Source organism: Janthinobacterium saanense (genome assembly GCF_014200675.1).
Lineage (GTDB): Bacteria > Pseudomonadota > Gammaproteobacteria > Burkholderiales > Burkholderiaceae_D > Janthinobacterium.
Genome location: NZ_JACHCI010000002.1, coordinates 262,008 through 286,413, shown reverse-complemented (window position 1 = coordinate 286,413; position 24,406 = coordinate 262,008). Strand labels below are relative to the sequence as shown.

General features: G+C 63.2%; 21 protein-coding genes. 9 read left to right on the top strand and 12 right to left on the bottom strand.

The window, feature by feature from the left end; translation table 11 throughout:
• Positions 1–80: 80 nt before the first annotated feature.
• From HDE72_RS04145 to HDE72_RS04135, 3 genes are all read left to right on the top strand, one after another.
• Positions 81–1,007: a ketopantoate reductase family protein gene (locus HDE72_RS04145; RefSeq protein WP_183737457.1), complete on the top strand. Its 927-nt coding sequence runs from the start codon at positions 81–83 to the stop codon at positions 1,005–1,007.
• An 85-nt stretch (positions 1,008–1,092) separates the two neighbouring features.
• Positions 1,093–1,569, top strand: a complete 477-nt coding sequence (locus tag HDE72_RS04140; RefSeq protein WP_183737456.1) for a helix-turn-helix domain-containing protein — start codon at positions 1,093–1,095, stop codon at positions 1,567–1,569.
• 25 nt (positions 1,570–1,594) lie between these two features.
• A complete protein-coding gene (locus HDE72_RS04135) occupies positions 1,595–1,966 on the top strand; it encodes a nucleotidyl transferase AbiEii/AbiGii toxin family protein (RefSeq protein WP_183737455.1) in 372 nt (123 codons plus the stop codon).
• On the opposite strand, the gene HDE72_RS04130 is transcribed toward HDE72_RS04135, so the two are convergent.
• Positions 1,963–2,361: a MerR family transcriptional regulator gene (locus HDE72_RS04130; protein WP_183737454.1), complete on the bottom strand. Its 399-nt coding sequence runs from the start codon at positions 2,359–2,361 to the stop codon at positions 1,963–1,965. The two genes, HDE72_RS04135 and HDE72_RS04130, sit on opposite strands and share 4 nt — an antisense overlap.
• 140 nt (positions 2,362–2,501) lie before the next feature.
• Between HDE72_RS04130 and HDE72_RS04125 the strand changes: the two genes are divergently transcribed.
• Positions 2,502–3,740 carry an NADH:flavin oxidoreductase/NADH oxidase family protein gene (locus HDE72_RS04125; protein WP_183737453.1) on the top strand — a complete coding sequence of 413 codons (1,239 nt, stop codon included), beginning with the start codon at positions 2,502–2,504 and terminating at the stop codon, positions 3,738–3,740.
• On the opposite strand, the gene HDE72_RS04120 is transcribed toward HDE72_RS04125, so the two are convergent.
• Together HDE72_RS04120 and HDE72_RS04115 are read right to left on the bottom strand one after the other, a co-directional pair.
• Positions 3,741–4,505, bottom strand: coding sequence for a LytR/AlgR family response regulator transcription factor (locus tag HDE72_RS04120; protein ID WP_183737452.1), 765 nt, complete (start codon positions 4,503–4,505; stop codon positions 3,741–3,743). It abuts the gene before it with no gap.
• A complete protein-coding gene (locus HDE72_RS04115; RefSeq protein ID WP_221291150.1) occupies positions 4,502–5,578 on the bottom strand; it encodes a sensor histidine kinase in 1,077 nt (358 codons plus the stop codon). The genes HDE72_RS04120 and HDE72_RS04115 overlap by 4 nt, the downstream gene beginning before the upstream one ends.
• A 146-nt stretch (positions 5,579–5,724) precedes the next feature.
• On the opposite strand from HDE72_RS04115, the gene HDE72_RS04110 reads away from it, so the two are divergent.
• A complete protein-coding gene (locus HDE72_RS04110; protein WP_183737451.1) occupies positions 5,725–6,561 on the top strand; it encodes a DUF2306 domain-containing protein in 837 nt (278 codons plus the stop codon).
• Positions 6,562–6,596: 35 nt separating this feature from the next.
• Positions 6,597–8,024 carry a serine hydrolase domain-containing protein gene (locus HDE72_RS04105; protein ID WP_221291149.1) on the top strand — a complete coding sequence of 476 codons (1,428 nt, stop codon included), beginning with the start codon at positions 6,597–6,599 and terminating at the stop codon, positions 8,022–8,024.
• Here HDE72_RS04105 and HDE72_RS04100 read toward each other — a convergent pair.
• Positions 8,009–8,809 (bottom strand): AraC family transcriptional regulator, encoded by an 801-nt coding sequence (locus HDE72_RS04100; protein WP_260176481.1) that lies wholly within the window; start codon positions 8,807–8,809, stop codon positions 8,009–8,011. The two genes, HDE72_RS04105 and HDE72_RS04100, sit on opposite strands and share 16 nt — an antisense overlap.
• A 95-nt stretch (positions 8,810–8,904) precedes the next feature.
• Between HDE72_RS04100 and HDE72_RS04095 the strand changes: the two genes are divergently transcribed.
• The gene (locus tag HDE72_RS04095) at positions 8,905–10,074 is read left to right on the top strand and encodes an FAD-dependent oxidoreductase (protein WP_183737450.1); all 1,170 of its coding nucleotides are present in this window, start codon (positions 8,905–8,907) and stop codon (positions 10,072–10,074) included.
• Between the two features lie 17 nt (positions 10,075–10,091).
• Here the strand turns inward: HDE72_RS04095 and HDE72_RS04090 are convergent, their stop codons facing one another.
• Positions 10,092–12,170 (bottom strand): ATP-binding protein, encoded by a 2,079-nt coding sequence (locus HDE72_RS04090; protein ID WP_183737449.1) that lies wholly within the window; start codon positions 12,168–12,170, stop codon positions 10,092–10,094.
• 49 nt (positions 12,171–12,219) lie between these two features.
• Between HDE72_RS04090 and HDE72_RS04085 the strand changes: the two genes are divergently transcribed.
• Positions 12,220–12,951, top strand: coding sequence for a response regulator (locus tag HDE72_RS04085; RefSeq protein ID WP_183737448.1), 732 nt, complete (start codon positions 12,220–12,222; stop codon positions 12,949–12,951).
• Positions 12,952–12,965: 14 nt separating this feature from the next.
• On the opposite strand, the gene HDE72_RS04080 is transcribed toward HDE72_RS04085, so the two are convergent.
• From HDE72_RS04080 to HDE72_RS04050, 7 genes are all read right to left on the bottom strand, one after another.
• Positions 12,966–13,418, bottom strand: coding sequence for a hypothetical protein (locus tag HDE72_RS04080; RefSeq protein WP_183737447.1), 453 nt, complete (start codon positions 13,416–13,418; stop codon positions 12,966–12,968).
• Between the two features lie 122 nt (positions 13,419–13,540).
• Entirely contained in the window at positions 13,541–13,747 is a 207-nt protein-coding gene (locus tag HDE72_RS04075) for a hypothetical protein (protein ID WP_183737446.1), read from the bottom strand.
• A gap of 122 nt (positions 13,748–13,869) precedes the next feature.
• Positions 13,870–15,321 carry an efflux transporter outer membrane subunit gene (locus HDE72_RS04070; protein ID WP_183737445.1) on the bottom strand — a complete coding sequence of 484 codons (1,452 nt, stop codon included), beginning with the start codon at positions 15,319–15,321 and terminating at the stop codon, positions 13,870–13,872.
• A 4-nt stretch (positions 15,322–15,325) separates the two neighbouring features.
• Entirely contained in the window at positions 15,326–18,433 is a 3,108-nt protein-coding gene (locus HDE72_RS04065) for a multidrug efflux RND transporter permease subunit (RefSeq protein WP_183737444.1), read from the bottom strand.
• Positions 18,430–21,576 carry an MdtB/MuxB family multidrug efflux RND transporter permease subunit gene (locus tag HDE72_RS04060; RefSeq protein ID WP_183737443.1) on the bottom strand — a complete coding sequence of 1,049 codons (3,147 nt, stop codon included), beginning with the start codon at positions 21,574–21,576 and terminating at the stop codon, positions 18,430–18,432. Before HDE72_RS04060 ends, HDE72_RS04065 begins: the two co-directional genes overlap by 4 nt.
• Positions 21,577–21,592: 16 nt before the next feature.
• Complete coding sequence (locus HDE72_RS04055; protein ID WP_183737442.1) at positions 21,593–22,840, bottom strand: MdtA/MuxA family multidrug efflux RND transporter periplasmic adaptor subunit; 1,248 nt, start codon at positions 22,838–22,840, stop codon at positions 21,593–21,595.
• Between the two features lie 120 nt (positions 22,841–22,960).
• The gene (locus HDE72_RS04050) at positions 22,961–23,641 is read right to left on the bottom strand and encodes a glycine zipper 2TM domain-containing protein (RefSeq protein WP_183737441.1); all 681 of its coding nucleotides are present in this window, start codon (positions 23,639–23,641) and stop codon (positions 22,961–22,963) included.
• Positions 23,642–23,814: 173 nt separating this feature from the next.
• Here HDE72_RS04050 and HDE72_RS04045 point away from each other — a divergent pair, with 173 nt between their 5' ends.
• A complete protein-coding gene (locus HDE72_RS04045; RefSeq protein ID WP_183737440.1) occupies positions 23,815–24,105 on the top strand; it encodes a hypothetical protein in 291 nt (96 codons plus the stop codon).
• Positions 24,106–24,406 lie beyond the last annotated feature (301 nt).

The following is a 24,406-nucleotide window of genomic DNA, read 5'->3' as shown; positions in this document are numbered from 1 at the left end:
GATGATTGACATATATATTGACTCGCGGGTAAATTAGCGTACATCTGCACAGTGTTGCAATCCATCACGAGGAAAACACCATGAAAATACTGATACTGGGAGCCGGCGCCATCGGCGGCTATTACGGAGCGCGTCTGATACAGGCCGGCGCCGATGTGACCTTTTTGGTCCGCCCGCAGCGCGCCGCCCTGCTCGCCACGCATGGACTGATGGTACACAGCGAACTGGGGGATTTCCATGCACCGGTGCAGACCGTGACGCAAGATGCCGTCCACGCCGAATACGATGCGATCATCGTGACCTGCAAGGGCTATGACCTGGGCCAGGCAATGGACGCCATCGCACCGGCCGTGGGTCAGAGCACCGCCATCCTGCCCTTTTTGAACGGGCTGGGCGCTTACGACAGGCTGGACCACCGCTTCGGCAAGGATCACGTGCTGGGTGGCATCGCCTACATCGCCACCATGCTTGGCGAAAACGGCGCCATCCGGCACATGGGCGCGAACGACGTCGTCATCACGGGCGCCCGAACGCCGTTGCTGCAAGACCAGGCGGAGGCCTTGCACGCCCTCTTCGCCGCCAGCCCCGGCGCACGCACGCTATCGGGCAATATTACCCAGGCGCTATGGGATAAATGGGTGATGATCGCGGCGGGCGCCCTGATGACGTGTCTGATGCGTGGCACGGTGGCTGACATCATGGCGGCGCCGGGCGGACGCAGCCTGATGCAAAGAGCGATCACGGAATGCCGCAGCGTGGCAACGGCGGAAGGATTTGATCTTTCCCCCGAGACAGTACAGCGCATGGAAAAGCTCTTGCTTGACGAACAATCGAGCTGGGCAGCCTCGATGATGCGCGATATCACGCAAGATATCACGCGCCTGGAATCGGACGACATACTCGGCAACATGGCCGAACGCGCAGAAAAATACAGCCTGGACGTGCCGCTGCTGCGCGCCGCCTATTGTCAGTTGAAAGTGTACGAGTCGCAAAAACAGCGCGCCTGAATGGATGGTTCAGGCAAGAAAAGCTTGGCACCCAGCAGAGGGGCGCTACAATGTTAAATATACTTAACATTAAATGGTGGGTGCAATGAATCTGGCGCAGATCGGCGATGCAGTTCACAGCAAGCGCATCCAGGTGGGCTTGCTGCAGGAACACGTGGCCAGATTTGCCGGGCTGTCGCGCGTGACCATCAATCAGCTGGAAAACGGCACGCTGAAAGACCTTGGCTATACCAAGCTGAAGGCCGTGATGGATATCCTGGGCCTTAGCATGGAGACAGTCCAGCCAGCCGGCCTGAAAAACGCATTGACAGTGGCGGCGCGCAGCGTCAGCACCAGCTACCGCGACGTGATCACGCCCGACATGCTGGCGACAATGCTGCGTTCCGGCGTCGCACCGGAGCAATTTCAAGCACACTTGATGGCCTTGCTCGACGAAACACCCTTGCCGGTGGTGGTGCAAGCGGTCGCCGAAGCGGCTACGCCCGAGGTACCCGCCAAGAAAATCATGAAACACCTCAGCCTGTGGGCGAAACAATGGAAAACATGCAGAGCCGTCTGGTGATGGTGGGAGCGGCGGGGATGACTTCGTGGCCGCGCCCAACCTGACCACGCCAGGATTTACCATCGAAACGGTCCTGGGACATCAGGTACGGGTGGAAACGTCGGTTGAAATCATCGCCAAGAAAATGTGGCACCGGGGCGATCACATCACGGGGCGCGACATCTTCGACTTTGCCTTGATCGCCGAGCGCGAACCCGACGCGCTGACGTCGGCGCGTACATTCATGACCAGGCATGCGGCAGCGGTCTTCCAGCAACTGGAAGAGCGCTATGTCCCATTGAAACAGCAATTTGATGCGATCGACGTCCTCAATTTCCACCCTACTTTTGACCAGGCTTGCCATACCCTGAAAATTACGCTGGCCGCCATGCTCGCAGCACCGGCTGAAGGCGCTTAGCGGACCTCGCTCAGCACCCGTCTGGCATTGTCGTTACAGGTCATATCGGGCGGTCTTGCCGCAATGACTACCAGCAGGCGCTCGATCTCTGCACGGCTCTGCCGCAGTTGCTCTTCCATTGCAGCGATGTCGGTCACCTTGCGGCGCAAAGCCTGCAGCAGTTCTTCCTGATCCCAGTTGCTCAGGTCGGCCGGTATCAGCTTGCGGATTTCCTCCAGGGAAAACCCCGCTCTTTGCGCGCCCGTGATGATGCGCAAGACCTGCAGCGCTTCGGGCGGGTAGCTGCGGTAGCCATTTTCGCCGCGCACCACGGCATGCAGCAAGCCGCGCGCTTCGTAAAAGCGGATGCGCGATGCGTTCAAGCCGCTCTGTCTGGCCAATTCGCCGATTTTCATGCCTGTCTTCCCTTGAAGTTCAACGTTAAAGCTTGCCTTAAGCTTTAATCATAGCAAAAGCCAGCAAACCCGCTTGACCTTCAACCATGGTTTAATCTTATAGTGGCCTGCATGAGCTCCTCTTTCAGGAAAATATCACCATGAGTCCTTTATTTACAGCACTGACCTTGCCCAACGGCCAAATCATTCCCAACCGCCTGGCCAAGGCGGCCATGGAAGAAAACATGGCCGACGCCGACCAGGCACCGTCGGAGCAGCTGTTGCGCCTGTACCGGCAGTGGGCCGACGGGGAAGCCGGCCTGATACTGACCGGCAACGTCATGATCGATGGCCGCGCCATGACGGGGCCAGGCGGCGTGGTGCTGGAAAATGATGCTCATCTGCAGCGCTTCAGGGACTGGGCCCAGGCGGGCCGTTCGCGTGGCGCGCAATTCTGGATGCAGATCAACCATCCGGGACGGCAAACGCCCGCCGCCATGCAGCAAGCCACTGTGGCGCCATCGGCCATCGCAGTGGACCTGGGCAAGCATTCCAAAATCTTCCCCATGCCCAGGGAAATGACAGAAGCCGATATTGCGGAGGTGATACAGCGCTTTGTGACAGCCGCCCGGCTGGCCCAGCAAAGCGGTTTTACGGGCGTGGAAATCCATGCCGCGCACGGTTATCTGCTCAGCCAGTTCCTCTCGCCGCTCAGCAACAAGCGCCAGGACCGCTGGGGCGGCTCCATCGACAACCGGGCGCGGCTGTTGACGGATACCGTCAAGGCCGTGCGGGCTGCGGTCGCGCCCACGTTTGCGGTGGCCGTAAAATTGAATTCAGCCGATTTCCAGCGCGGCGGTTTCAGCCTGGAAGACGCCCGCCACGTGGTGACCATGCTCAATGGCTTGCAGGTGGACCTGGTTGAATTGTCGGGTGGCAGCTACGAAGCGCCCGCCATGCAGGGCGAGGCGCGCGATGGACGCACCCTGGCGCGCGAAGCGTATTTCCTGGAGTTTGCCAAGGAAGTGGCCAACATCGCCCGCATGCCGCTGATGGTCACGGGCGGCATCCGGCGCCGCGCCGTGGCGGAAAACGTCATCAACAGCGGCATCGCCATGGCCGGCATCGCCACGGCGCTGGCCCTGCAGCCATCGCTGCCGCGCAACTGGCGTGCAGGCGCCGATAACGCGCTCGTGCTGAAACCGATTACGTGGAAAAACAGGCTGTATGCGGCCGCTGCCAGCATGGCGGTCGTCAAGTTCCAGCTCCAGCGTTTGAGCCATGGCCGCTCACCGCAGCCTGGCGTCAGCCCCCTGCGCGCGCTGATTTTCCAGCAAATCGGGAATGCTTTGCGCACCCGCCAATATCGGCGCTGGGCGGCAAAACGGCAGGCTGCATAATCACATTTGCCGGAAGTGATACAGATAGTTGCGGCTGACCGGCAGGGTTTCTCCGCTGCCCCGCAGATGCAGCTCGGCAGTTTCATTGATGCCCCGCACCACCTCGCTGACATAGCCCAGGTTGACGATGATGGAGCGGTGCGTCTGCACGAAACGGCTGGGATCGAGCTGTTCGGCCAGTTCGCGTATGCTCTTGCGTATCAGCGCCACACCTTCATCCCACACGACCTGCGTGTATTTGTCATCGGCGCGCAGGAAACGCACTTGCTCGACGGGAATCAGCCGCACGCTGTTTCCCACTGAGGCTTTGATCCATTGCAGCCAAGGCCGGGGCTGTGCCACCAATCGCCCTGCCAATTGCTCCAGCACGGCATCGAGAGAGGCGCTGCCTTGGACGGGACCGGTGATCTGGCGTTGCAAGCGCTGTACCGTATCGGCCAGGCGCGCCGGATCGATGGGCTTGACCAGGTAATCGATGGCGCCGTGCTCGAAGGCCTGCACGGCATATTGCTCATAGGCCGTAATAAAAACCAGGTGAGCGCGGCGGGCAAGGGTGCGCGCCACTTCGATGCCGTTCAAGCCTGGCATATGGATGTCAAGAAACACGATCTGCGGCTGGTGCAGCTCGAACAGTTCGACCGCTTCCGGGCCGTTGCGGGCGTCGTCCAGCAATTGCAGCCCCGGCCACAAGGTGGCCAGATGGGTGCGCAGGCGCTCGCGCAGCAGCGGTTCGTCGTCGGCGATCAGTGCGCTGGTGCGTGTCATGCGGTCTCTCCAGGAATAAAATGCAGTTCAACCCGCACGCCGTGGGGCGCTGCTTCGTGCAGTTCGATGCGGGCGCCGGCGCCGTAATATGCTTGCAGGCGGCTGCGCACATTGGCCAGGCCCACCCCGGGCTGCGCCGTTTCCGCCATGCCCACGCCCGTGTCGCTGACCCATAAGGTGACTTTGCCCGTACTTTCGTCACGCAGGCCGCCGACCTCGATGGAGCCGCCCTCCATGCCGGGGTCGATACCGTGGCGCACGGCGTTTTCCACCAGGGTCAGCAAGGACATGGCGGGAAAACGCAGGGTCGCCGCCTGCGCGACATCAGATACGGAAAATTGCAGCCGGTCAGGCATGCGCAAATGCATCAGTTCCAGATAAGCGCGCACCAGCTGCAATTCCGTTTCCAGGGTGGCTTCGGCATCGTTCAGGCGCGGCATGGCGGCGCGCAGATAAGCGATCAAATGGCGCAGCACCGGCCCGGCATTGCCGGAGCCCGAGGCAACCAGCGCTTCCACATTGGCCAGGGTATTGAACAGGAAGTGCGGCTCGATCTGCGCTTGCAGCAGGCGCAGGCGCGCGTCCAGCAATTCGCGCTCCAGCCGGTTCTTTTCCAGCTCGGCCTGCAGCCGGTCGGTCCGCTCGCGCACATGGCGTTCGCGGCGCATGGCCAGCAGGGAAAACAAAATGCCGAACAGCAGCGCCAGAAACACCATCAGGAAGTGGCCGATCAGGTTTTCCATCTGGCTCAGGTGGGCGATAAACTGGCCGCGCTGGGCAACGATGGCCGTGATCAGGGCTGCAATCGGCGCCGTCACCACCACGGCCGCGATGCGCGCAAGGGAAGGCGACAGCCAGCGTGGATGCATTACTCCCGCCACCGAATACGCCAGCAGCAAAGCCGCGCCGATAAAACCGATGCGCCCGAACACGGCCGGATAGGGCGTGCCGCTAAACAGACTCAGCCCCCACGACAGCACCAGCGTAAACACCAGCACGATCAGCGCGTGCCTGGCGCTCGGCAACAGCGCGGTCAAGCCGCGCCTGGTGAAGATGATTGAGCTGAGTGGCATATTTGGCATCCCGTCACAATAACCGCTCTGCCACCGTCATTCAAGTCCTGAAAACCGCCGCTCATCGCAAGTTTGCCCTTGCACCGTTGTCTGCGTGGCGGCAGCTGCCTATCGTAAGGATCGAACAACTCACAGGGAATAACAGAATGACTTCAGCAACTTTGACCTTGTCAGCGCGTCCCCGCCTGCAAGCCTGGTCCGCCACCGCCCTGGCGTCGGCCACCATCTTCTGGTTCGTCGCGACCGTCATCGGGCAATCCATCTTTGCCGTCTACATCCTGGCCCTGTATGGCGGCAGTGGCGTGCGCGGCAATTTCAAGGGCTGGAACCAGGTCATGACGCACGGCCATGTGGTCGGCGACATGGCGGGCAATCTGGTCACGGGCGCCCATCTGCTGCTGGCCATGCTCATCATGCTGGGCGGCGCACTGCAGCTGGTACCGCAAGTGCGGCGCCGGGCGCCTGCATTTCACCGCTGGAATGGACGCGTGTACCTGGCTGGCGCGGCGGTGGCCGCCCTGTCCGGCCTGTATATGGTCTGGCTGCGCGGCGCCGTGGGCGACATGGTCCAGCATGTGGGCACCAGCCTGAACGCCGTGCTGGTGCTTTTCTTTGCTGGCCTGGCCTTGCGGCGCGCCCTGCAGCGCGATGTCGCGGCCCACAGCCGCTGGGCGCTGCGGCTGTTCCTGGCGGTCAGCGGCGTATGGTTTTTCCGCGTCGGCCTGATGTTCTGGATCGTCATCCATGGCGGCCCCTCGGGTTTCAATCCCGATACTTTTACGGGGCCATTCCTGGGTTTCCTGTCCTACGCCCAATATCTGCTGCCGCTGACCGTACTGCAACTGTATCTGCTGTGCCGCGACCATGGCGGTACGGCCGCCCGCTTCGGCATGGCCGCCTTGCTGGTCTTGTGCACCGTGGCCATGAGTATCGGCATCGTTGTCGCCACCATGGGAATGTGGCTGCCGAACATCAAATGGTGATACTCTTTCACCAACAAATTCAATGAGGAACTTCCTTGATACTGCGCCCCTTCTTCCGCGTCGTCTTGCCACTGGCTTTGCTGACCCCGCCCGCAGCTTATGCGGCAGAGCCGCTGGCGCAGGCCGTCAGTCAGCAAATGCACCTCAATGCCCAGCGCTACGGCATCGCCGGCCAGGCTGTGTTCATCGCCCACGACGGCAAGCTGCTATTCCGGGGTGCCGATGGCGACGCCAATCTTGCCACCAGGGAACACATCACGGCCGACACCCTGTTTCCCGTGTATTCGCTGAGCAAGCTGTTTGCCAGCACCCTGCTCATGCAGCTGGTGGAGCAAGGGAGAATCGAGCTGGACAAGCCGGCCAGCCTGTATGTGCACGGCTTGCCGGCAGCCTGGCATCACATCACCGTACGCCAGTTTCTCAATCACACATCGGGTGTGCCCGAGTATTTTGGCGCGGCCCAAACCAGGGACGATGGGCCGCGCGCCCCCTTTCCCGCCAGCCTGCAGGCGGCGCTTGACGGCCTGGCGGAGCAGCCGCTGCAATTTGCTGCGGGCAGCAATACGCGCTACACGCAGACCAATTACCTGGTGCTGTCGGCCCTGCTCGAAGCCCATTATGGCAAGCCGTACGAGCGCATCGCCGATGAACGCATCCTGCAAAAGCTGGGCTTGAAACACACGTATCTGGGAGCGGCCGCCTTGCCCAAGGCTGGCGTGGCGACGAGTTATATGGGCAAGGACGGCGCCTTGCAGCAAAGTAAGGAAGTGGCGTGGCCGGCGTATGCCCATGGCCATAGCGATCTGTATATATCGCTGGACGACCTGAGCCGCTTCCTGCAGGCGCTGGCTGACGGCAAACTGGTCGGCAAGACTGCATTGCAGCAGTTCTGGCAAACGCCTGTGCTGGCCAACGGCCAGCGCGGAGGCTTTGCCACCGGCTGGGAAACGGGTGAAATGGGGCCTTATCATGAAGTCGGCCATGATGGCGGCACGAAAGTGCGCGCCCGCATTCTTTACCAGACGTCACTCGATCATCCTTACACCTTCATCTATCTGACCAATGGCAGCGCCAGAAACGTCTGGTCGCGCACCCTGGTCAATAGCGTCATGGCGGCCGCTGCACCGGACCAGTTCCCGGCGGAAGTCGTTTCCGAACGATTGATCCATGCTGCGCTGGCCCCAGCCTTTGACAGTGCCGCGCAAGCCAAGTCCTTGCAAATGCAAGGTACCGTACAGGGCGCGGCGCTGGAACGTACCGTCAACAGCACCGGCTACATGCTGCGCGAGAATCTGAGGCTAGACGCCGCCATCCGCGTGTTCGAGCTCAATACTGTCCTGTTCCCTGCCTCGGCCAATGTCTGGGATAGCCTGGCCGAAACATACCAGGCCAAGGGCGATCAGGCGAAAGCCAAGCTGCTGTATGAGAAATCGCGGCAATTGTTGCCTCACGGCTTGAAATAGCGACCTGGCGAGGCGCCCAGGCTGCGGCGGAACATGGCGATAAAGTTGCTCGGCGTGGCGTAACCGAGGCTATGGGCAATATCGGCCACGGCGTCGCCATGGGCCAGCCTTTCCAGCGCATGCAGCAAGCCGGCCTGCGTGCGCCATTGCGCAAAACTCATGCCCGTCTCGGCAGGAAACAGCCGGCTCAGGGTGCGCGCCGACATCGCGCCCCACTGCGCCCACTGCTGCAAGGTGCGCTGGCTGTCGAGCTGGGCCAGCACGGCGTTGGCCACGGCCAGCAGGCGGCGGTCCGTCGGCATGGGCAAATGCAAGGCTTCCTTCGGTGCCTCAGCCAATTCGTCGAGCAGGACGGCCATCATTCGCTGCTGTGCAACCGTCAAAGGCGCTTGTTGCGGCCACCTGGCGGCGCGCCGCACCATGGCGACCAGCACCTCGCTACTGCCGATCACGCAGGCTTGGCCAGGCAAGCCGGCGCAGGCCTCGGGAGCCAGCAACACATTCCAGCCGCTCATCGCGCCGGAAATAGCCACCTTGTGCTCCTGCCCAGGTGGCAACCAGCCGGCCCGATGCGGCGGCAGGATCCACGAACCTTGCCGCGTGCGCACATGCACCAGGCCGCTCTCGACACACATTAGCTGCCCGCGCACGTGGCTGTGCCAATCGACTTCGCGTGTGCCCAGCCGGAACTGGCTCTCGGGACCGTCATCGCTCCACTGTACGATCAGGGGCGGGCCATCGGCCTGTTCGCTGAAATCCGGCATGGGCTGTTGTTGCTCTGGCATGGCTCAAATTCATTGGTTTATGTCTTGATGACGTTATCACGCCAGAGGCTTGCTGTCGAATAATGCTGTATCCAAACTCTTCAGCAAGGACCAGCATGACAACTCACTCTCCCCACGTCACCATCATCGGCGCCGGCATCGGCGGTCTGTGTCTGGCGCAAGGCTTGCAACAAACGGGTATCGCCTTCGATGTTTATGAAAAGGATGCGGCCACCGACAGCCGTCGGCAAGGCTACCGGCTGCGGCTGGACCAGACTGGCCTGGCCGCCCTCGCCGCCTGCCTGCCGCCGCAGCTGTACTCGCTATTGAAACGGTGCGGCGCCCCGCCCTCGCCCGGTGTGCGCACGATAGATGCGCAGCTATCCACCTTGAACGACAAATGGGTGGAAGACTGGCAGGAGGAGGAAGAACCCGACCTGCGCATCAATCGCCTTACCCTGCGTGAAATCCTGCTGGCCGGCATCAGCGAACATGTGCATTTTGGCAAGGCACTCGACCGCTACACGGAGCGCTCCGATGGCATGGTCGATGTCCATTTCACGGATGGCAGCAGCGTGCTGAGCGACGTTCTGGTCGGCGCGGACGGCGCGCATTCGGCTGTCATGGGTTGGCGCTTTCCTGGTGTGCGGCCGACAGAATCGGGCGATATTTGCATCTATGGCACGACGGCCATGGCGGCAGCACAGCGGGTCGCGCCGGAGTTGCAATCTGGTACGTCCGTGCTGTTCGCGCCTGGCCTGGCGGTAGTCATCGACGCCATGCCATCGCAGCCCGACATACCGCCTGGCTTGGCTTTGACGGCCATTCCAGACTATCTGTACTGGGCCATGATAGGCAGGCGCGAGCGCTTCGCGGGTATGGAGCAGGATCTGCAGGGCTGTCTTGCGGACATCACGGCCAGTTGGTCGCCTGCCTTGAAAGCGCTGTTCGAGCTGGCCGATCCCGCCGCCATCACGGTGACATCCATCCGCCACGCCACATCTGTACCGCCTTGTAACAGCAGCGCCGTTACCGTGCTGGGCGACGCCATCCACGCCATGAGTCCGGCCAGCGGCCTGGGCGCCAATACGGCGCTGGCCGATGCGGCAGCGTTGTCACTGGCGCTGGCAAGCGTCGCCCATGGCGAATCAGGACTGCTGCCGGCAATTGCCAGCTATGAACAGGCGCTGCGTGTACGCGGTGAAGCTGCCGTCGCTGCGTCGCGCAGGGGAAGCGCGCAATTGTTTGGGGCGGAGGAAAGCGCCATGCACGCACGGGACTCTTAATTTTAGAGACTGATGAATCAAGCGCGCGGCAGTAACTCCTCCATCACCTGCACCAGTTCTTCGCGCCGCAGTGGTTTGAGCATCAACTGCGATACGCCGGCCGCCGTGGCCTTGGCCGCCATCAAGGGGCCGCCATAGCCGCTCAGCAATACCAGTGGCAGGTCGGGCAGCTGTGCATGCACCACCTGGGCCAGCGCCGTGCCGCTCAGGCTGGGCATCACTTCGTCGGTAATGACCAATGCATAACGCTGCGGTTCGGCCAGCAAGGCTTGCAGGGCTGAGGGAGATTCCGTGTAGCCCACCGTGCTGTAGCCCATGTCCGTGAGCATTTCCTCGACCATCGCCACCAGGTCGGGATCGTCGTCGATCACCATGACGGTCTGCGGCGCGCCGGCGGCAGGCGTGGCGGCCAGCTGGCCGTCATCGTCCGTATCGGTCGATTCGGGCAGGAAGATGGTGAATACCGAACCGCGCCCCAGCTTGCTGCGCACATCGATCGCGCCGTTGAACTCCGACACCACGCCATGCACCACGGCCAGGCCCAGGCCCGTGCCCGCTTCCTTGGCGCGGGTGGTGAAGAACGGTTCGAACAGATGCTCCATCACTTCCGGCGAAATGCCCCGGCCTTCGTCAGCCACGCTCAGTTCCAGATATGCACCCGCTTCGAGCCGGCTGTGCGACAGGATGCGCGCCTGGGCTACCTGCACGCGGCGCAGGCTTACCGTCAGGGCGCCGCCGGACGGCATCGCCTGCATGGCATTCGTGCACAGATTCATGATCGCTTCAAAAGCCTGGGTGGGGTCGCCGCTGGCCCTGCCCTGGCCGATTTCCAGCTGCCGCTGCAACCGGATGCCGGCAGGCAGCGAGCCTTCCAGCATGGCCAGCACTTCTTCGACGATGGGTTTTAACTCAAACGAGGTGGATGCGCGGGCGCCGCCGCCGCTGAAGGTGAGGATGCGCGCCACCAGCGTCTTGCCGCGCAGGGCCGCCTTGATCACCATGTCCAGGTGGCGGCGCTGGGCGCTGCCCTCGACGGCTGCATCCTGCGCCATTTCGCCATAACCGACGATGGCCGCCAGCACATTGTTGAAGTCATGCGCCACGGCGCCGGCCAGCGCGCCCAGCGAACTGAATTTGCTGCTGCGCGCCTGCTGCGCCTGCAATGCCTGCTGTGCGCGGGCGCGGCGCGTATCGGCGCGCACGATGTAATACACGGATACGGCCAGTACCAGCAACAGGAAAGCCACCACGGCCAGGGTCAGGCGCACGGCCTGGCGCCAGCTGACCAGCATCACGCCCAGGTCGCGCGTGAGCACCACGTCGATGCCGAATTGCTGCAGGCTGTGCATGGCGACCAGGCGTTCGCTGTCATCGTGGAAATGGCGCACGGCGCTATCCTGCATGGCGGCCAGGCGGCGCGCCAATTGCTCTTCGCTGATCTTGGCGCCTGCCACGATGGCGCCGGCCAGGCGCACGCCATCGGTGCGGAACACGGCCATGCGGGCGTCCGGCGCGGGCGAGGCGATGGAAAACGCCCCCAGCAGCGATTCGGCCGGCAAGGCAGCCACGATCCAGCCGCCGGGACGGCCAGCGTCGGCAGGGAAATGCGCCGCCATCGCCACCTTGGCCGGCGCGCCAGAGATGGCGGAATATGGCCGGCTGATGGCCACGCGGTCGCCTTGCAGGCTGTCCAGCGATGGCGCAAACGAGGCCAGGGACGGCGGCGCGCTGGCGTCGGCCGCGGCCAGCACCTGGCCCTGTTCATCAAATAACCATAAATTCTGCACCATCGGCATCAAGTCCACATGGGTTTTGAGCACGCGTCCAGCCAGCGGGCCGCTGGTGGGCAAGCGCCCTTCGCGCAATTCCGTCTGCATGGCGCGAAATCCCTCATCCACGCCCTGCAAGCCGCGCCCCACTTCGGCTGTCAGGGCCAGCGACAGCAAACGCAATTCGCGGCCCTGGGTATCGATGGCTTCGCGCCGCAAGTGCAGCAGCGACAAGCTTGCCACCAATATCATGACGGCAGAAATAATCAGGGCCAGCAGCGTCGACCGGCGCAGCAAGGGCTTTGCTTCTGATACGATATCATCCATGCCCGACCTTGCTCCTGCCCTGGCTCCTACCGACGATTGATGACTGAACATGACTAACTCCGTTGCGCCGCATATCCTGATGCTGGACGATGATGCCGCCATTTGCGAACTGGTGGCTGAATACCTGGGGAATAACGAGATGCGCGTCACTTGCGTGCACACGGGCAGCGCCATGTTTGCCGCGCTTGAAGCGCATGCCGTCGACCTGGTGCTGCTGGATTTGAAACTGCCCGGCGAAGACGGCTTGCAGCTGGCGCGCCAGGTGCGCGAGCGCGCCACCGTTCCCATCATACTGCTGACGGGGCGTAATGAAGAAGCGGACCGGGTGATGGGGCTGGAACTGGGCGCCGACGATTATGTGACGAAACCGTTCAGCCCCCGTGAATTGCTGGCGCGCGTGCGCGCCGTGCTGCGCCGCTACCAGGTGCAGGCAACCTTGCCCGAGCGCGATGGCAGCCGCCGCGCGTTTCGTTTTTCGGGCTGGGAGCTGAACTTGCGCACGCGCCGCCTGACGGCGCCCGATGGCGCGGTGGTCGATTTGTCGAATGGCGAATTCAGCCTGCTCAATGCCCTGTGCCGCTCGCCCCAGCGCGTGCTGAGCCGCGACCAGTTGCTGTCGCTGTCGCGCCTGCACGAGGCGGAAGTCTACGACCGCTCGATCGATGTGCAGATCCGCCGCCTGCGCGTCAAACTGGAACAAGACGCTACCGCGCCCAAACTGATCGTCACCGAACGCGGCGCCGGCTACCGCCTGGCCAGCGACGTCGATACCCTGTTCTGATGGTGTAAAAGTGTTCAATGGGCGCCAGCCGGCCGCAGGCCGCGGCGTTCCCGGCGCGCCTGTATCCGCCGCATCAGCACCCGCAGCAGCGCGGCGGCGGCTGCCGACCCCACCAGGGTGGGCGAGGTGCACAGGGTGCTGGCCAGCCCCTCGATGGTTTCAGCGCTCACCTGCTGCACGAAATGCACCAGGGTGACGATATCGCCGGGCGGCAGGTTGTGCGCATCGTCCAGGCGCAGATGTTCGTGCTGGCTGTCGCCGCGCAGCCACAGCCTGGCAAACACGCCATTGGCCACGGCCGCCAGGGACAATAATCCCAGGGGCTTGAGTATCTGCGACAGCAGATGGCGCTGTTCCACGGGCGGTATTTCTGTATACACAACGCCCACCAGCTCGGCGACTTCCAGTTTTTGATACTGGCCCGGTGCCAGCGGCGTGGCTTTCTGCGTGATCTGCTGAATCGGCATAGCGTTCTCCTGTCGGCCGCGCCGGCAGTGGCGCGCTGAATGTATTCTCGCGCGTCTTGAGCGCATCGCCATGTCGGTCCGGGCCATCGAATATGTCATCTGTAACATAAGCCCGTGCGCCGCTATGGATGGACGTGGACGATGCTGGAGGCGGGAATATCCTGTAGCGCCACGGTTTGGGTGGCAATAGCGGCGGCCTGTGCATCGGCCACGTAATAATCGCCGGCCACCGTGAAGACCAGCCACATCAGGACGGCCGTGGCGGCCAGGGCGATTACGGCACAGACGGCGTGGGAGCTCCTGCTGCTGATTTGATAATCGACGTTCATGATCATTCTCCTTGAAGGTGGAAGCGATGCACCGTAGCGCTGCATCTGATTCCATCTTGCTCCCCTGCCATGTCGATCATGTTTCTGTTGGCAAAAATATGATGACATCTGACATAAAGCTGCTAACCCTTGCTGCCTGGAGTAATAGTATCCCAGCGCCCTGCTATATTTTTCAGCAGGATCGCCGTGGCCGCCAATTGCCGGTTCTGCACCGACAGCAAGCTGCTTTCGCTGGTAAAAGCCGCCGTCTGCGCGGTGACCACATTCAGATAGCTGACGGTGCCGCCCGCGTACTGGTCGTTCGTGATCGTCAGGTTGCGCTGCGCCGCCGCCACGGCGTCGGCCTGGTAAGCCACTTCTTCCTGCAGGCGGCTGGCCAGCACCAGGTTGTCCTCGACTTCCTGCAAGGCCGTCAAGACCGACTGACGATAGGTGCTGGTGGCCTGGTCGGCCGCCGCCCTCGCCTGCGCGCTGGCCAGCTTGCGCTGTCCGCCATCGAATATGGCTTCGGTCAGGCTCGATCCCAGCGACCAGAGGAAATTCGGTGCGCTGACCAAATTCGATAGCGAGGTATTGCGGTAGCCTGCGCTGGCCGACAGCGACAGGGCCGGGAAATAACTGGCGTCGGCCACGCCGATCTGTGCGTAGGCGGCCGCCACGCGGCGCTGCGCGGCGGCGATATCGGGCCGCCGCTCCAGCAAGGTGGACGGCAGCAATGCCGGCACCGGCGGCACGGCGGGCAAACCCGCCACGCCCGCCACTTCCAAGGCGCTCGGTGGAATGCCCAGCAGGACGGCGATTGCGTGTTCCAGGGTTGCCCGCTGCGCGGCCATATCGGCTTGCTGGGCCTGGGCGCTCTTGAGCTGGGTCTGCGCCTGCAGCACATCGCTGCGCGCCGCCACGCCGCCATCGTAGCGCGCTTGCGTCAAATCGAGCGAACGCTGATAGGCGGCCACGCTGCGCGTCAGCAAGTCAAGCTGGGCGTCGCTGGTGCGCAGCGAAAAATAGGTTTGCGCCAGGGTGGACTGGGCCGACAAACGGGCCGCCGCCAGATCATCAAAGCTCGCTTGCGCGCTTGCCTGCGCTCCCTCGCTGGCTTGCGACAGCCGGCCCCACAGGTCGACTTCCCAGGCCGCGCTGGCCCCCAGGGTCATGCTGTTGGCGGTATTGCTGATGCTGCCGCCATTGCCGCCATTGCCAGTCGTCTGCGCGGGATTGCCATCGCGGGTGGCGCCGGCCGACACCGACAGCGTCGGATACAGGGCGCTGCGGCTCGCTTCGACCGCGGCGCGGGCGCTGGCCAGCTGGGCCGCCAGCGATTTCAGATTTTCATTGCCGACGATCAGGCGCGCTTCGAGTGCATTGAGTTGCGGGTCGCCGAACAAGGTCCACCAGTCGTCGGGGACGGCAACTGCAGCGGCGGCGCCTGTGCCGCGCTGCCACGGCGTGTCTTCCTTGAATGCGGCGGGTGCGGTAACGGGCGGTGGCGGCGCCACGCGCGTCACGGCGCAGGCGCTCAGCAACAAGGGCAGGCAAAAGACAAAACGGGGGAGATGAAGAACACGGTTGTGCATGGCGCTACCTGGCGATAAGGGTGGAAGGGGAAAGCCCGGCGTCCGGTGCAGGTACAGCTTGACTGCCCTGGCGGCGCAAACGGTCCATCAGCACATACACGACAGGCGTGGTGTACAAGGTCAGCAACTGGCTCAAAATCAGGCCGCCGACGATGGCGATACCCAGCGGCTGGCGCAGTTCCGCACCGTCGCCGCTGCCCACGGCCAGCGGGATGGCGCCGAAGATGGCCGCCACCGTCGTCATCAGGATGGGACGCAAGCGCAGGTTGGCGGCACGGAAAATGGCGGCTCCCGCCCCCATATGGCCGGCACGCTGGCGTGTGATGGCGAAGTCGATCATCATGATGGCGTTCTTCTTGACGATGCCGATCAACAGGATCACGCCGATCAGGGCGATGATGGAAAACTGCGTCTTAAATAGCATCAGGGCCAGCAAGGCGCCCACGCCGGCCGATGGCAGGGTAGACAAAATGGTGATCGGGTGGACCAGGCTTTCATACAGCATGCCCAATACCAGATACACCGTGACGATGGCCGCCGCGATCAGTATCGGCTGCGAGGACAACGATTGCTGGAAGGCGTTTGCCGTGCCCTGGAAGCTGCCGCGCACGGAAGCCGGCAAGCCCAGGCCCTGCATGGCCTTGTCGATGGCACCGGTCGCCTCTGACAGCGACATATTCAGCGGCAGGTTGAAACTGACGGTGGACGCCGGGCTGCCGCCCTGGTGGTTGACAGACAGCGGCGTATTGCGCGGCGCTATCGTGGTAAACGCGGACAGCGGCACTTGCGCGCCCGAAGCGCTGCTCACATACAGCTTTTTCAGCGTCTCCGGGCCTTGCAGATACGGGCTGGCCAGCTCCATCACCACGCGGTACTGGTTCAGCGGGTTGTAGATCACCCCCACCTGGCGCTGGCCGAAGGCGTCGTTCAAGGTGTTATCGAGGGTGCTCATGCTGATGCCCAGGCGGGCCGCCGCATCGCGGTCCACCTGCAGCGCCGTTTGCGCGCCCTTGTCCTGCTGGTCGCTATTGACGTCGGTCAGTTCCGGCAGTTTGACCAGCGCGTTGCGGATACGCGGCTCCCAGGTGCGCAAGGTGTCGATATCGTCGCCCTGCAAAGTGTATTGATACTGCGCGTTGGCTTGCCGTCCGCCGATGCGGATATCCTGCACCGGCACCAGGAACAGATTGGCGCCCGGTTCATGCGACAGCCGGCCGCGCAGGCGCGCCACCACCGCGTCGACGGCCAGCTTGCGCTGGGCCAGGGGTTTTAACGTGATATAGAAGTTGGCCGTATTGATCTGGTTACCGCCGGTGGAACCGCTGACATTGGCCACCGCCGGATCGGCGCGCAGGATCGCCACGAAGCGGTCCACGCGCTGCTGCATGATCTGGAAGGAACTGCCCTGATCGGCCTGCACGCTGCCGACGATCACGCCCGTATCCTGCTGCGGAAAGAAGGTCTTGGGGATGGCCGTGTACAGGAACACGTTCAGGCCGATGACCGCCAGCAAGGCGATAATGGCCACCGGCTGGTGGCGCAAGGTCCAGGCCAGCGAGCGCCGGTAGCCGCGCATCACGCGCCGGCTGGCCCGTGCCAGCGCCGCCCCCACCTTGCCTGGCCGCTTGTGCGTGGGTGGCTTGAGCAGCACCGACGCCATCATCGGCGTGGTGCTCAGCGAAACGAACATGGAAATCAGGATCGCCGTCGACAGGACCACGGCAAACTCGCGGAACAGCCGCCCCACCACGCCACCCATCAGCAGCAGCGGAATGAACACGGCGATCAGGCTGATACTGATGGAGACCACCGTGAAGCCGATTTCACGCGCTCCTTTCAAGGCCGCTTCGCGCGGTCCCATGCCCTGTTCCATATGGCGCGAGATATTTTCCAGCACCACGATGGCGTCATCGACCACAAAACCGGTGGCCACCGTCAGCGCCATCGCCGACAGGTTATCCAGGCTGTAGCCGCACAAATACATCACGCCCAAAGTCCCCGCCAGCGAGACTGGCACGGCCACGGCAGGCAGCAAGGCGGCGCGCCAGTTGCGCAAGAAGGCCAGCACCACCAGCACCACCAGGCCGATGGCGATCGCCAGCGAGCGCTCCACTTCACGCAGCGAGGCGCGGATGGTCGGTGTGCGGTCGCTGATGACATTCATGTCGATGGCGGCCGGGATCGAGGCTTGCAGGCGCGGCAGCAAGGCGCGCACGCGTTCCACCGTCTCGATGATGTTGGCGCCCGGCTGCTTGAGCAGGAATAGCGCAATGGCCGGCTTGCCATTGGCCACGCCGTAATTGCGCACATCCTGCACCGAATCGCTCAAGGTGGCCACGTCGCGCAGGCGCACGGCGGCGCCATCGCGGTAGCTGAGCAGCACTGGCGCATAGTCGGCCGCCGTGCGCGCCTGGTCGTTGGCGCCGATTTGCCAGCTGCGTCCATCCTGCTCCACCGATCCCTTGGGCCGGTTGGCATTGGTGGACGTAATGGCCGTGCGCACGGTGTCGATGCCGATGCCCTTGGCGGCCAGCTTGTCCGGGTCCAGTTCCACGCGCACGGCCGGCAAGGCGCCGCCGCCCACGTTCACCTGGCCTATGCCCTCGACTTGCGACAAACGCTGCGCCAGCACGGTGGACGCCGCGTCATACATCTGGCCGCGCGTCAGGGTCGATGAAGTGAGCGCCAGAATCATGATGGGCGCATCGGCCGGGTTCACTTTGCGGTAAGTCGGGTTGCTGGGCAAGCCGGTCGGCAGCAAGGTGCGGGCCGCGTTGATGGCCGCCTGCACGTCGCGCGCCGCGCCGTCGATGTCGCGGTCCAGTTCAAACTGCATGGTGATGCTGGTCGAGCCCAGGGATGAGCGCGAAGTGATTTCATTGACGCCGGCGATGCTGCCCAGCGACCGTTCCAGCGGCGTGGCCACGGTGGCCGCCATGGTGTCGGGGCTGGCGCCAGGCAGGCTGGCGCTGACCGAAATGGTGGGGAAATCCACTTGCGGCAAGGGTGCAATGGGCAGCAGCATGAAGCCCAGCACCCCGGCCAGCGCCACTGCCAGGGTCAGCAAGGTGGTGGCGACGGGCCGCGCGATAAACGGCGCAGAGATATTCATGCAGCGCTCCCTGCATCATGGGCTTCACGGACAGCGGCGCGGCGTGCACGCCAGTCGGCAAACGATTTTGCCCAGGCGGCAAAGCCCAGATAGATCACCGGGGTGGAAAACAGGGTCAGCAACTGGCTCACCAGCAGGCCGCCCACCATGGTCACGCCCAGCGGATGGCGCAGCTCATGGCCCACACCCGTGCCCAGCATCAGCGGCAAGGCGCCCAGCAAGGCTGCCATGGTGGTCATCAAAATGGGCCGGAAACGCAGCAAACACGCCTGGTGGATGGCCTGGCGCGGCGCCATGCCTTCCTCGCGCTCGGCATACAGGGCGAAGTCGATCATCATGATGGCGTTCTTCTTGACGATACCGATCAGCAGCACGATGCCAATGATGGCGACGATACCCAGGTCTTCGCCCGCCACCAGCAAGGCCAAAAGCGCGCCCAGGCCGGCCGACGGCAGGGTCGAGAGGATGGTCAGCGGGTGGATATAACTTTCATACAGCACGCCCAGCACGATATACATGGTGACCACGGCGGCCAGGATCAGCATCACGGTGCTGCTCAATGACGCCTGGAAGGCGGCCGCCGCACCCTGGAAGCTGGTTTCCACGCTGGCCGGGAAATGCAGCGACGCTTCCTGCGCCTTGATGGCGTCCACGGCATGGCCCAGCGCCGCGCCAGGAGCCAGGTTGAACGATATCGTCACGGCCGGGAACTGGCCCACATGATTGACGGCCAGCGGCGCAAGCCGGTTGACGATGTGCGCCACCGAAGCGAGCGGCACCTGCACCACTGTGGTCACGCCGGCGGCGTTGACGCTGGAACCGGGCACGTACAGGCCGGCGATGGCGTCCGGCCCGCCATTGGCGCCACCGGCCGCTTCCAGCACCACGCGGTATTGCGACGTTTGCGTGTAAATGGTCGAAATCAAACGCTGGCCGAAGGCGTTATACAGCGCCGTATCGATGGCCGCCACCGTCACGCCCAGGCGGCCGGCCGCTTCGCGGTCGATCTGCACATAGGCTTGCTGGCCCTGCTGCTGCAAGTCGCTGGCCACGTCGGCCAGGTCCGGCAGGGTTTTCAGTTTCGCCAGCAGGCTGGTGGCGGCAGCGCTCAGCTGGGCCTGGTCCGGTGAACTGAGCAGGAACTGGTACTGGGTCTTTGAAATGCGGTCTTCGATGGTCAGGTCCTGCACGGCCTGGAAATAGGCGGTGATGCCCGGCACATGCGAGGTGCTGGCCGTCAGGCGGCGGATGATCTCGGGCGCGGCCGAACTACGCTCGGCAAACGGCTTGAGCGTGACTTGCATGCGGCCCGTGTTGAGCGTGGGATTGTCGCCATCGACGCCGATAAACGACGCCAAGTGGTCCACATCGGGATCGCGCAAGATAACATCGGCGATCGCCTGCTGGCGCTTGCCCATGGCGTCAAACGAGGTCGTTTGCGTCGCTTCCGTGATCACTTGCAGCAAACCCGTATCCTGCACGGGGAAAAATCCCTTCGGCACCACCACGTACAGCAAGCCGGTCAGGACCAGCGTCGCCGCAAACACCAGCATGGCCATGCGCGGACGGTCCAGCACCCAGTCCAGCGCCACACCGTAGCGGCTGACCAGCGCATTGAAGCTGCGTTCACTCCAGGCGCCCAGGCGACTCTGGCGCCGCTCGTGCTCGGGGCGCAGCAGGCGCGCGCTCATCATCGGCGTCAGGGTCAGCGACACGAAGGCGGAAATCAGGATGGCCACGGCCAGGGTGATGGCAAATTCATGGAACAGACGTCCCACCACGTCGCCCATGAACAGCAGCGGTATCAGCACGGCCAGCAGCGAAATCGTCAGCGAAATGATGGTAAAGCCGATCTGTTTACTCCCCTTCAGCGCGGCCGCCATCGGCGTTTCGCCCTCTTCCACGTAGCGGGCGATATTTTCGATCATGACGATGGCGTCATCGACCACGAAACCGGTGGAAATCGTCAGCGCCATCAGGGTCAGGTTGTTGATGGAAAAACCGGCCAGGTAAATCACGCCGAAAGTGCCCACCAGCGACAGCGGCACGGCCACGCTGGGGATCACGGTGGCGCTGGCGCTGCGCAGGAACAAAAAGATCACCATGATCACTAGCGCAATCGACAGCATCAGCTCGAACTGGGTATCGTCGACCGAGGCGCGGATAGTGGTCGTGCGGTCGGCGATCACCTGCACCTGCATCGCCTCGGGCAGCGAAGCTTGCAGCTTGGGCAGCAGCGCGCGCACGCGCTCTACCGTCTGGATCACATTGGCGCCCGGCTGGCGCTGCACATTGAGGATCACGCCCGGCGTGCGGTCGGACCAGGCGGCCAGGTGCAGGTTTTCCGCGTCATCGACCACGCTGGCTACATCTTTCAGGCGCAGGGGATTGCCATTTTTCCAGGCGATGATCACGTCCTGGTATTCGGCCGCCGATTTCAGCTGGTCGTTGGCGTCGATGGTGGAGGCGCGCTGGGCACCGTCAAAACTGCCCTTGGCCTGGTTGACGTTGGCCGCCACGATGGCGGTGCGCACATCGTCGAGCGCCAGGCCCAGATTGGTCAGCGCCTGCGGATTGGCGCGGATGCGCACGGCGGGCCGGCGTCCACCGGCAATGCTGACCAGCCCCACGCCATCGACTTGCGACAGCTTGGGCGCCAGCCGGTTTTCCACCAGATCGTGCAGCGCCGTCACCGCCATGGTGGGCGAAGTGATGGCGATCGTCAGCACCGGCGCGTCGGCCGGGTTGACCTTGCTGTACACGGGCGGCATGGGCAAATCGGTCGGCAGCAGATTGCTGCCGGCATTGATGGCGGCCTGCACTTCCTGTTCGGCCACGTCCAGCGACAGGCCCAGCGAAAAGCGCAGGGTGATCACGGAAGCGCCGCCGGAACTGGTCGAGGTCATCTGGCTCAAGCCCGGCATCTGGCCGAACTGGCGCTCCAGCGGCGCCGTCACGGTGGTTGACATCACGTCCGGACTGGCGCCCGGATACAGGGTGGTCACTTCTATCGTGGGGTAATCGACTTCCGGCAAGGCCGACAGCGGCAGCAAGCGGTAGGCCAGCATGCCGGCCAGCAAAATCGCCACCATCAGCAGCGCCGTGGCCACCGGCCGTTCAATAAAAATCTTCGAGGGATTCATGCGTGGTTCCCGCTACTCAGTGTGCAACTGCCGGGGCGGCATGCTGCTGCGCCTGCGCTGTAATCACCTCCACCGTGGCCCCGGGCCGCAAGCGGTCGCCGCCATCGATCACTACCCGGTCACCGGCCTGCAAGTCGCCCTGCACAGCCACCCAGCTGGCATCGGACGCGCCCGGCTGCACCACATGCACACTGACTTTGTTATCCGCCCCCACCACATACACATACGCGCCCTGCGCGCCGCGCAGCACGGCCGCCTGCGGCACGGCCAGCACATCGTGCAGGGTGTCGAGCTGCAGGCTGACGTTGACGGCCTGGTTCGGGAACAGGCTGTCATCAAGATTCGGGAACAGCGCCTTGACCTTGATGGTGTCGGTGGTCACGTCGATGCTATTGTCCACGGTGGCCACCGTGCCCACGGCCAGGGGCTGCTTGCCGCCACGGTCAAACGCTTGCACGGGCATGGCCACGCCGCCGTGCAGGCGCTTTGAGATCACGGGGATATTGCTGGCCGGCACGGCAAACGTCAAAGCGATGGGCCGGGTTTGCGTAATGATCACCACGCCATTCGCATCCGTAGGCTGGATCACATTGCCCAGGTCAACCTGCTTGAGACCCACCCTGCCCGCTATCGGCGCCGTCACGCGGGTGTAGGACAATTGCAGCTGGGCACTGGCGACGGCGGCCTGATCCAGTTTCACCGTGCCTTCCAGCTGATGCACCAGCGCTACCTGGGTATCGAGCTGTTGTTTCGGAATCGCATCCTTGGCCAGCAAACCCTGGTAGCGGACCAGGTCGATCCTGGCGTTTTCCAGCTGCGCCTGGTCGCGCAGCAGCGCGCCTTGCGACTGGTCCAGGCTGGCCTGGAACGAGCGCGGATCGATTTGTGCCAGCAACTGGCCGGCTTTCACCTGCTGGCCTTCGACAAAATCGAGGCGCTGCAGCACGCCGCTGACCTGGGCATGCACGATGGCCGTATTCGAGGCGGCAATATTGCCGATGGCGGTGACCAGCACGCGGATGTCTTGCTTGCGCGCCACTTGTACGGAAACCGGCGATGGCGGCGCAGCCCTGCCCCCCGGCCCTCCATGCGCGCGGCCACCACCACCGTCATGCGACTGGCCTGCAGCCTGGCCCTGGGCCTGTTGATGCGAGTGCCACCACCAGCCGCCAACGCCGGCTACGGCCAACAGGCCCACCAGCAACCACGGCAGAATGCGCCCCGCAGCGCGCACAGGAAAAACGGTCTGGGCAGAACGCGTCATCTATTACCCCTAATAATTTCTTATTTACAATGTCAAAGTCTACACGCGGCACATAATTTTTATGGCCGCGTCCGTAACAGCGGCGCCGCTGCCGCCCGATGGCGGCAACGGCGCCCCGGATCAGAAGCGACGCCCGTGGTGGAAGCCGCCGCCAAAGTGTGCGCCTATGCCGATTACCGGCCCGCCGAAACTTCCATAACCGTAGTAACCATAGGGTGGATACCAGCCCACGTTCGGGTTATCGACGTAGACGGTGGTGCTGGCCATCGCGGGCACCACTTGTTGCTGCATCACGGCTGGCGAGGAAGTGTCGCCGGTGGCCGACACGGACACGTTCACGGCAATGCGGTCTCCCGGGTCTTGCGGCACACGGGCCTGGTAGCGCTGGCCCTGGTAATCGTAGGTGACGTCATAGCCGATCACGCGGTTGACGTAGCTGGCCCCGTTCTGGCACACAAGGGTATTGACTTGCTGCGGCGGCGTATTGGCCGCTTCAATGTTGTTGCCGGTAATCGCGCCCGCCACCACACCGAGGCCAGTCGCCAGCGCGCGGCCAGCACCGCCGCCGATGGCATTGCCGGCCAGGCCACCGATCAGCGCGCCCGCCACCGCGCCGCCGCCCGAAGTTTCGGGGGCGCGCACTTGCGTGACGTTCTGGCAGCTTTGCTGTGGTACGGCCACTTGCGCCGTCACAGGCGTGCTGGAGACGACGTTGCCGTACTCGGTCGCCAGCGCTGCGCTGCAGACGCTGGCAAGGCCGACGGTAAGCAGTGGAATAAGTAAAGGAATCCTGGTTTTCATGATAAGCCTCGCTTTCTGGACTTGAATGGCCGATGCCATGAGTACAGAATAAGACCCCAGGACGACAGCCATGTTTCGGGCTATCGAAAGATTGTTTCAGTTGAAATCTGGCGGACAGGGGGAAGTGGTGGGGGATGGATGGGATGCGGTTGCCTGTAGCGGGGCAAGCTGGGATGCGCATTTCTACTGTCACGGCCCAGGCAGTCACGTTGCGGGAGTTGACGTATTTTTCGTCCAACTATCGTTCTAAAGCCGGGCCAGTACTGGCATCTAATCCGCGCCACCAGTTAGCCCCAGAGCGCGACGTGCTGATGATGGATATCCCAATGGGCGTGCGCATGTCCGAGATAGGGCAGGTTGAAGTGGGCGATTTTATGTTCGTCGGCGGCAAGCTACGGCAGGAAGTGTCGCTTCGGTCATTACAAAGGTTGTCGCCAGCGGTGCGTGTATACGACCAACCGTGATCTTGTTGCTGCACTTGAGGACTATCTAACCCTTCGGGTCGAGCGGCGCTGGCGAGCAAATCGATTACGCGGCCTGTTACGCGCTGCAAAGTCACGTTACAAAGCTGTATCGGGACGCGGAAATTAAGGGCGGAAGCAGTCATTCTGGCCTACGCTCAATAGCATCTAGGCTCTCCGCACAAGGCCACGATCTGGACACCATTCAACTCATGCTTGGGTATGGTGAGCTGGACCATATTAATCCTATCTTGAAGTTTCGAATGAAAGGCATCGTCAAGCTTTTGCTGATGTATTATGATAA

Excerpts from the sequence above, each read along its gene's own strand:
- HDE72_RS04145 (WP_183737457.1), top strand. The coding sequence starts at position 81 with ATGAAAATACTGATACTGGGAGCCGGCGCCATCGGCGGCTATTACGGA.
- HDE72_RS04140 (WP_183737456.1), top strand. The coding sequence starts at position 1,093 with ATGAATCTGGCGCAGATCGGCGATGCAGTTCACAGCAAGCGCATCCAG.
- HDE72_RS04130 (WP_183737454.1), bottom strand. The coding sequence starts at position 2,361 with ATGAAAATCGGCGAATTGGCCAGACAGAGCGGCTTGAACGCATCGCGC.
- HDE72_RS04125 (WP_183737453.1), top strand. The coding sequence starts at position 2,502 with ATGAGTCCTTTATTTACAGCACTGACCTTGCCCAACGGCCAAATCATT.
- HDE72_RS04120 (WP_183737452.1), bottom strand. The coding sequence starts at position 4,505 with ATGACACGCACCAGCGCACTGATCGCCGACGACGAACCGCTGCTGCGC.
- HDE72_RS04115 (WP_221291150.1), bottom strand. The coding sequence starts at position 5,578 with ATGCCACTCAGCTCAATCATCTTCACCAGGCGCGGCTTGACCGCGCTG.
- HDE72_RS04110 (WP_183737451.1), top strand. The coding sequence starts at position 5,725 with ATGACTTCAGCAACTTTGACCTTGTCAGCGCGTCCCCGCCTGCAAGCC.
- HDE72_RS04100 (WP_260176481.1), bottom strand. The coding sequence starts at position 8,809 with ATGCCAGAGCAACAACAGCCCATGCCGGATTTCAGCGAACAGGCCGAT.
- HDE72_RS04095 (WP_183737450.1), top strand. The coding sequence starts at position 8,905 with ATGACAACTCACTCTCCCCACGTCACCATCATCGGCGCCGGCATCGGC.
- HDE72_RS04090 (WP_183737449.1), bottom strand. The coding sequence starts at position 12,170 with ATGGATGATATCGTATCAGAAGCAAAGCCCTTGCTGCGCCGGTCGACG.
- HDE72_RS04085 (WP_183737448.1), top strand. The coding sequence starts at position 12,220 with ATGACTAACTCCGTTGCGCCGCATATCCTGATGCTGGACGATGATGCC.
- HDE72_RS04080 (WP_183737447.1), bottom strand. The coding sequence starts at position 13,418 with ATGCCGATTCAGCAGATCACGCAGAAAGCCACGCCGCTGGCACCGGGC.
- HDE72_RS04075 (WP_183737446.1), bottom strand. The coding sequence starts at position 13,747 with ATGAACGTCGATTATCAAATCAGCAGCAGGAGCTCCCACGCCGTCTGT.
- HDE72_RS04070 (WP_183737445.1), bottom strand. The coding sequence starts at position 15,321 with ATGCACAACCGTGTTCTTCATCTCCCCCGTTTTGTCTTTTGCCTGCCC.
- HDE72_RS04065 (WP_183737444.1), bottom strand. The coding sequence starts at position 18,433 with ATGAATATCTCTGCGCCGTTTATCGCGCGGCCCGTCGCCACCACCTTG.
- HDE72_RS04060 (WP_183737443.1), bottom strand. The coding sequence starts at position 21,576 with ATGAATCCCTCGAAGATTTTTATTGAACGGCCGGTGGCCACGGCGCTG.
- HDE72_RS04055 (WP_183737442.1), bottom strand. The coding sequence starts at position 22,840 with ATGACGCGTTCTGCCCAGACCGTTTTTCCTGTGCGCGCTGCGGGGCGC.
- HDE72_RS04050 (WP_183737441.1), bottom strand. The coding sequence starts at position 23,641 with ATGAAAACCAGGATTCCTTTACTTATTCCACTGCTTACCGTCGGCCTT.
- HDE72_RS04045 (WP_183737440.1), top strand. The coding sequence starts at position 23,815 with ATGCGCATTTCTACTGTCACGGCCCAGGCAGTCACGTTGCGGGAGTTG.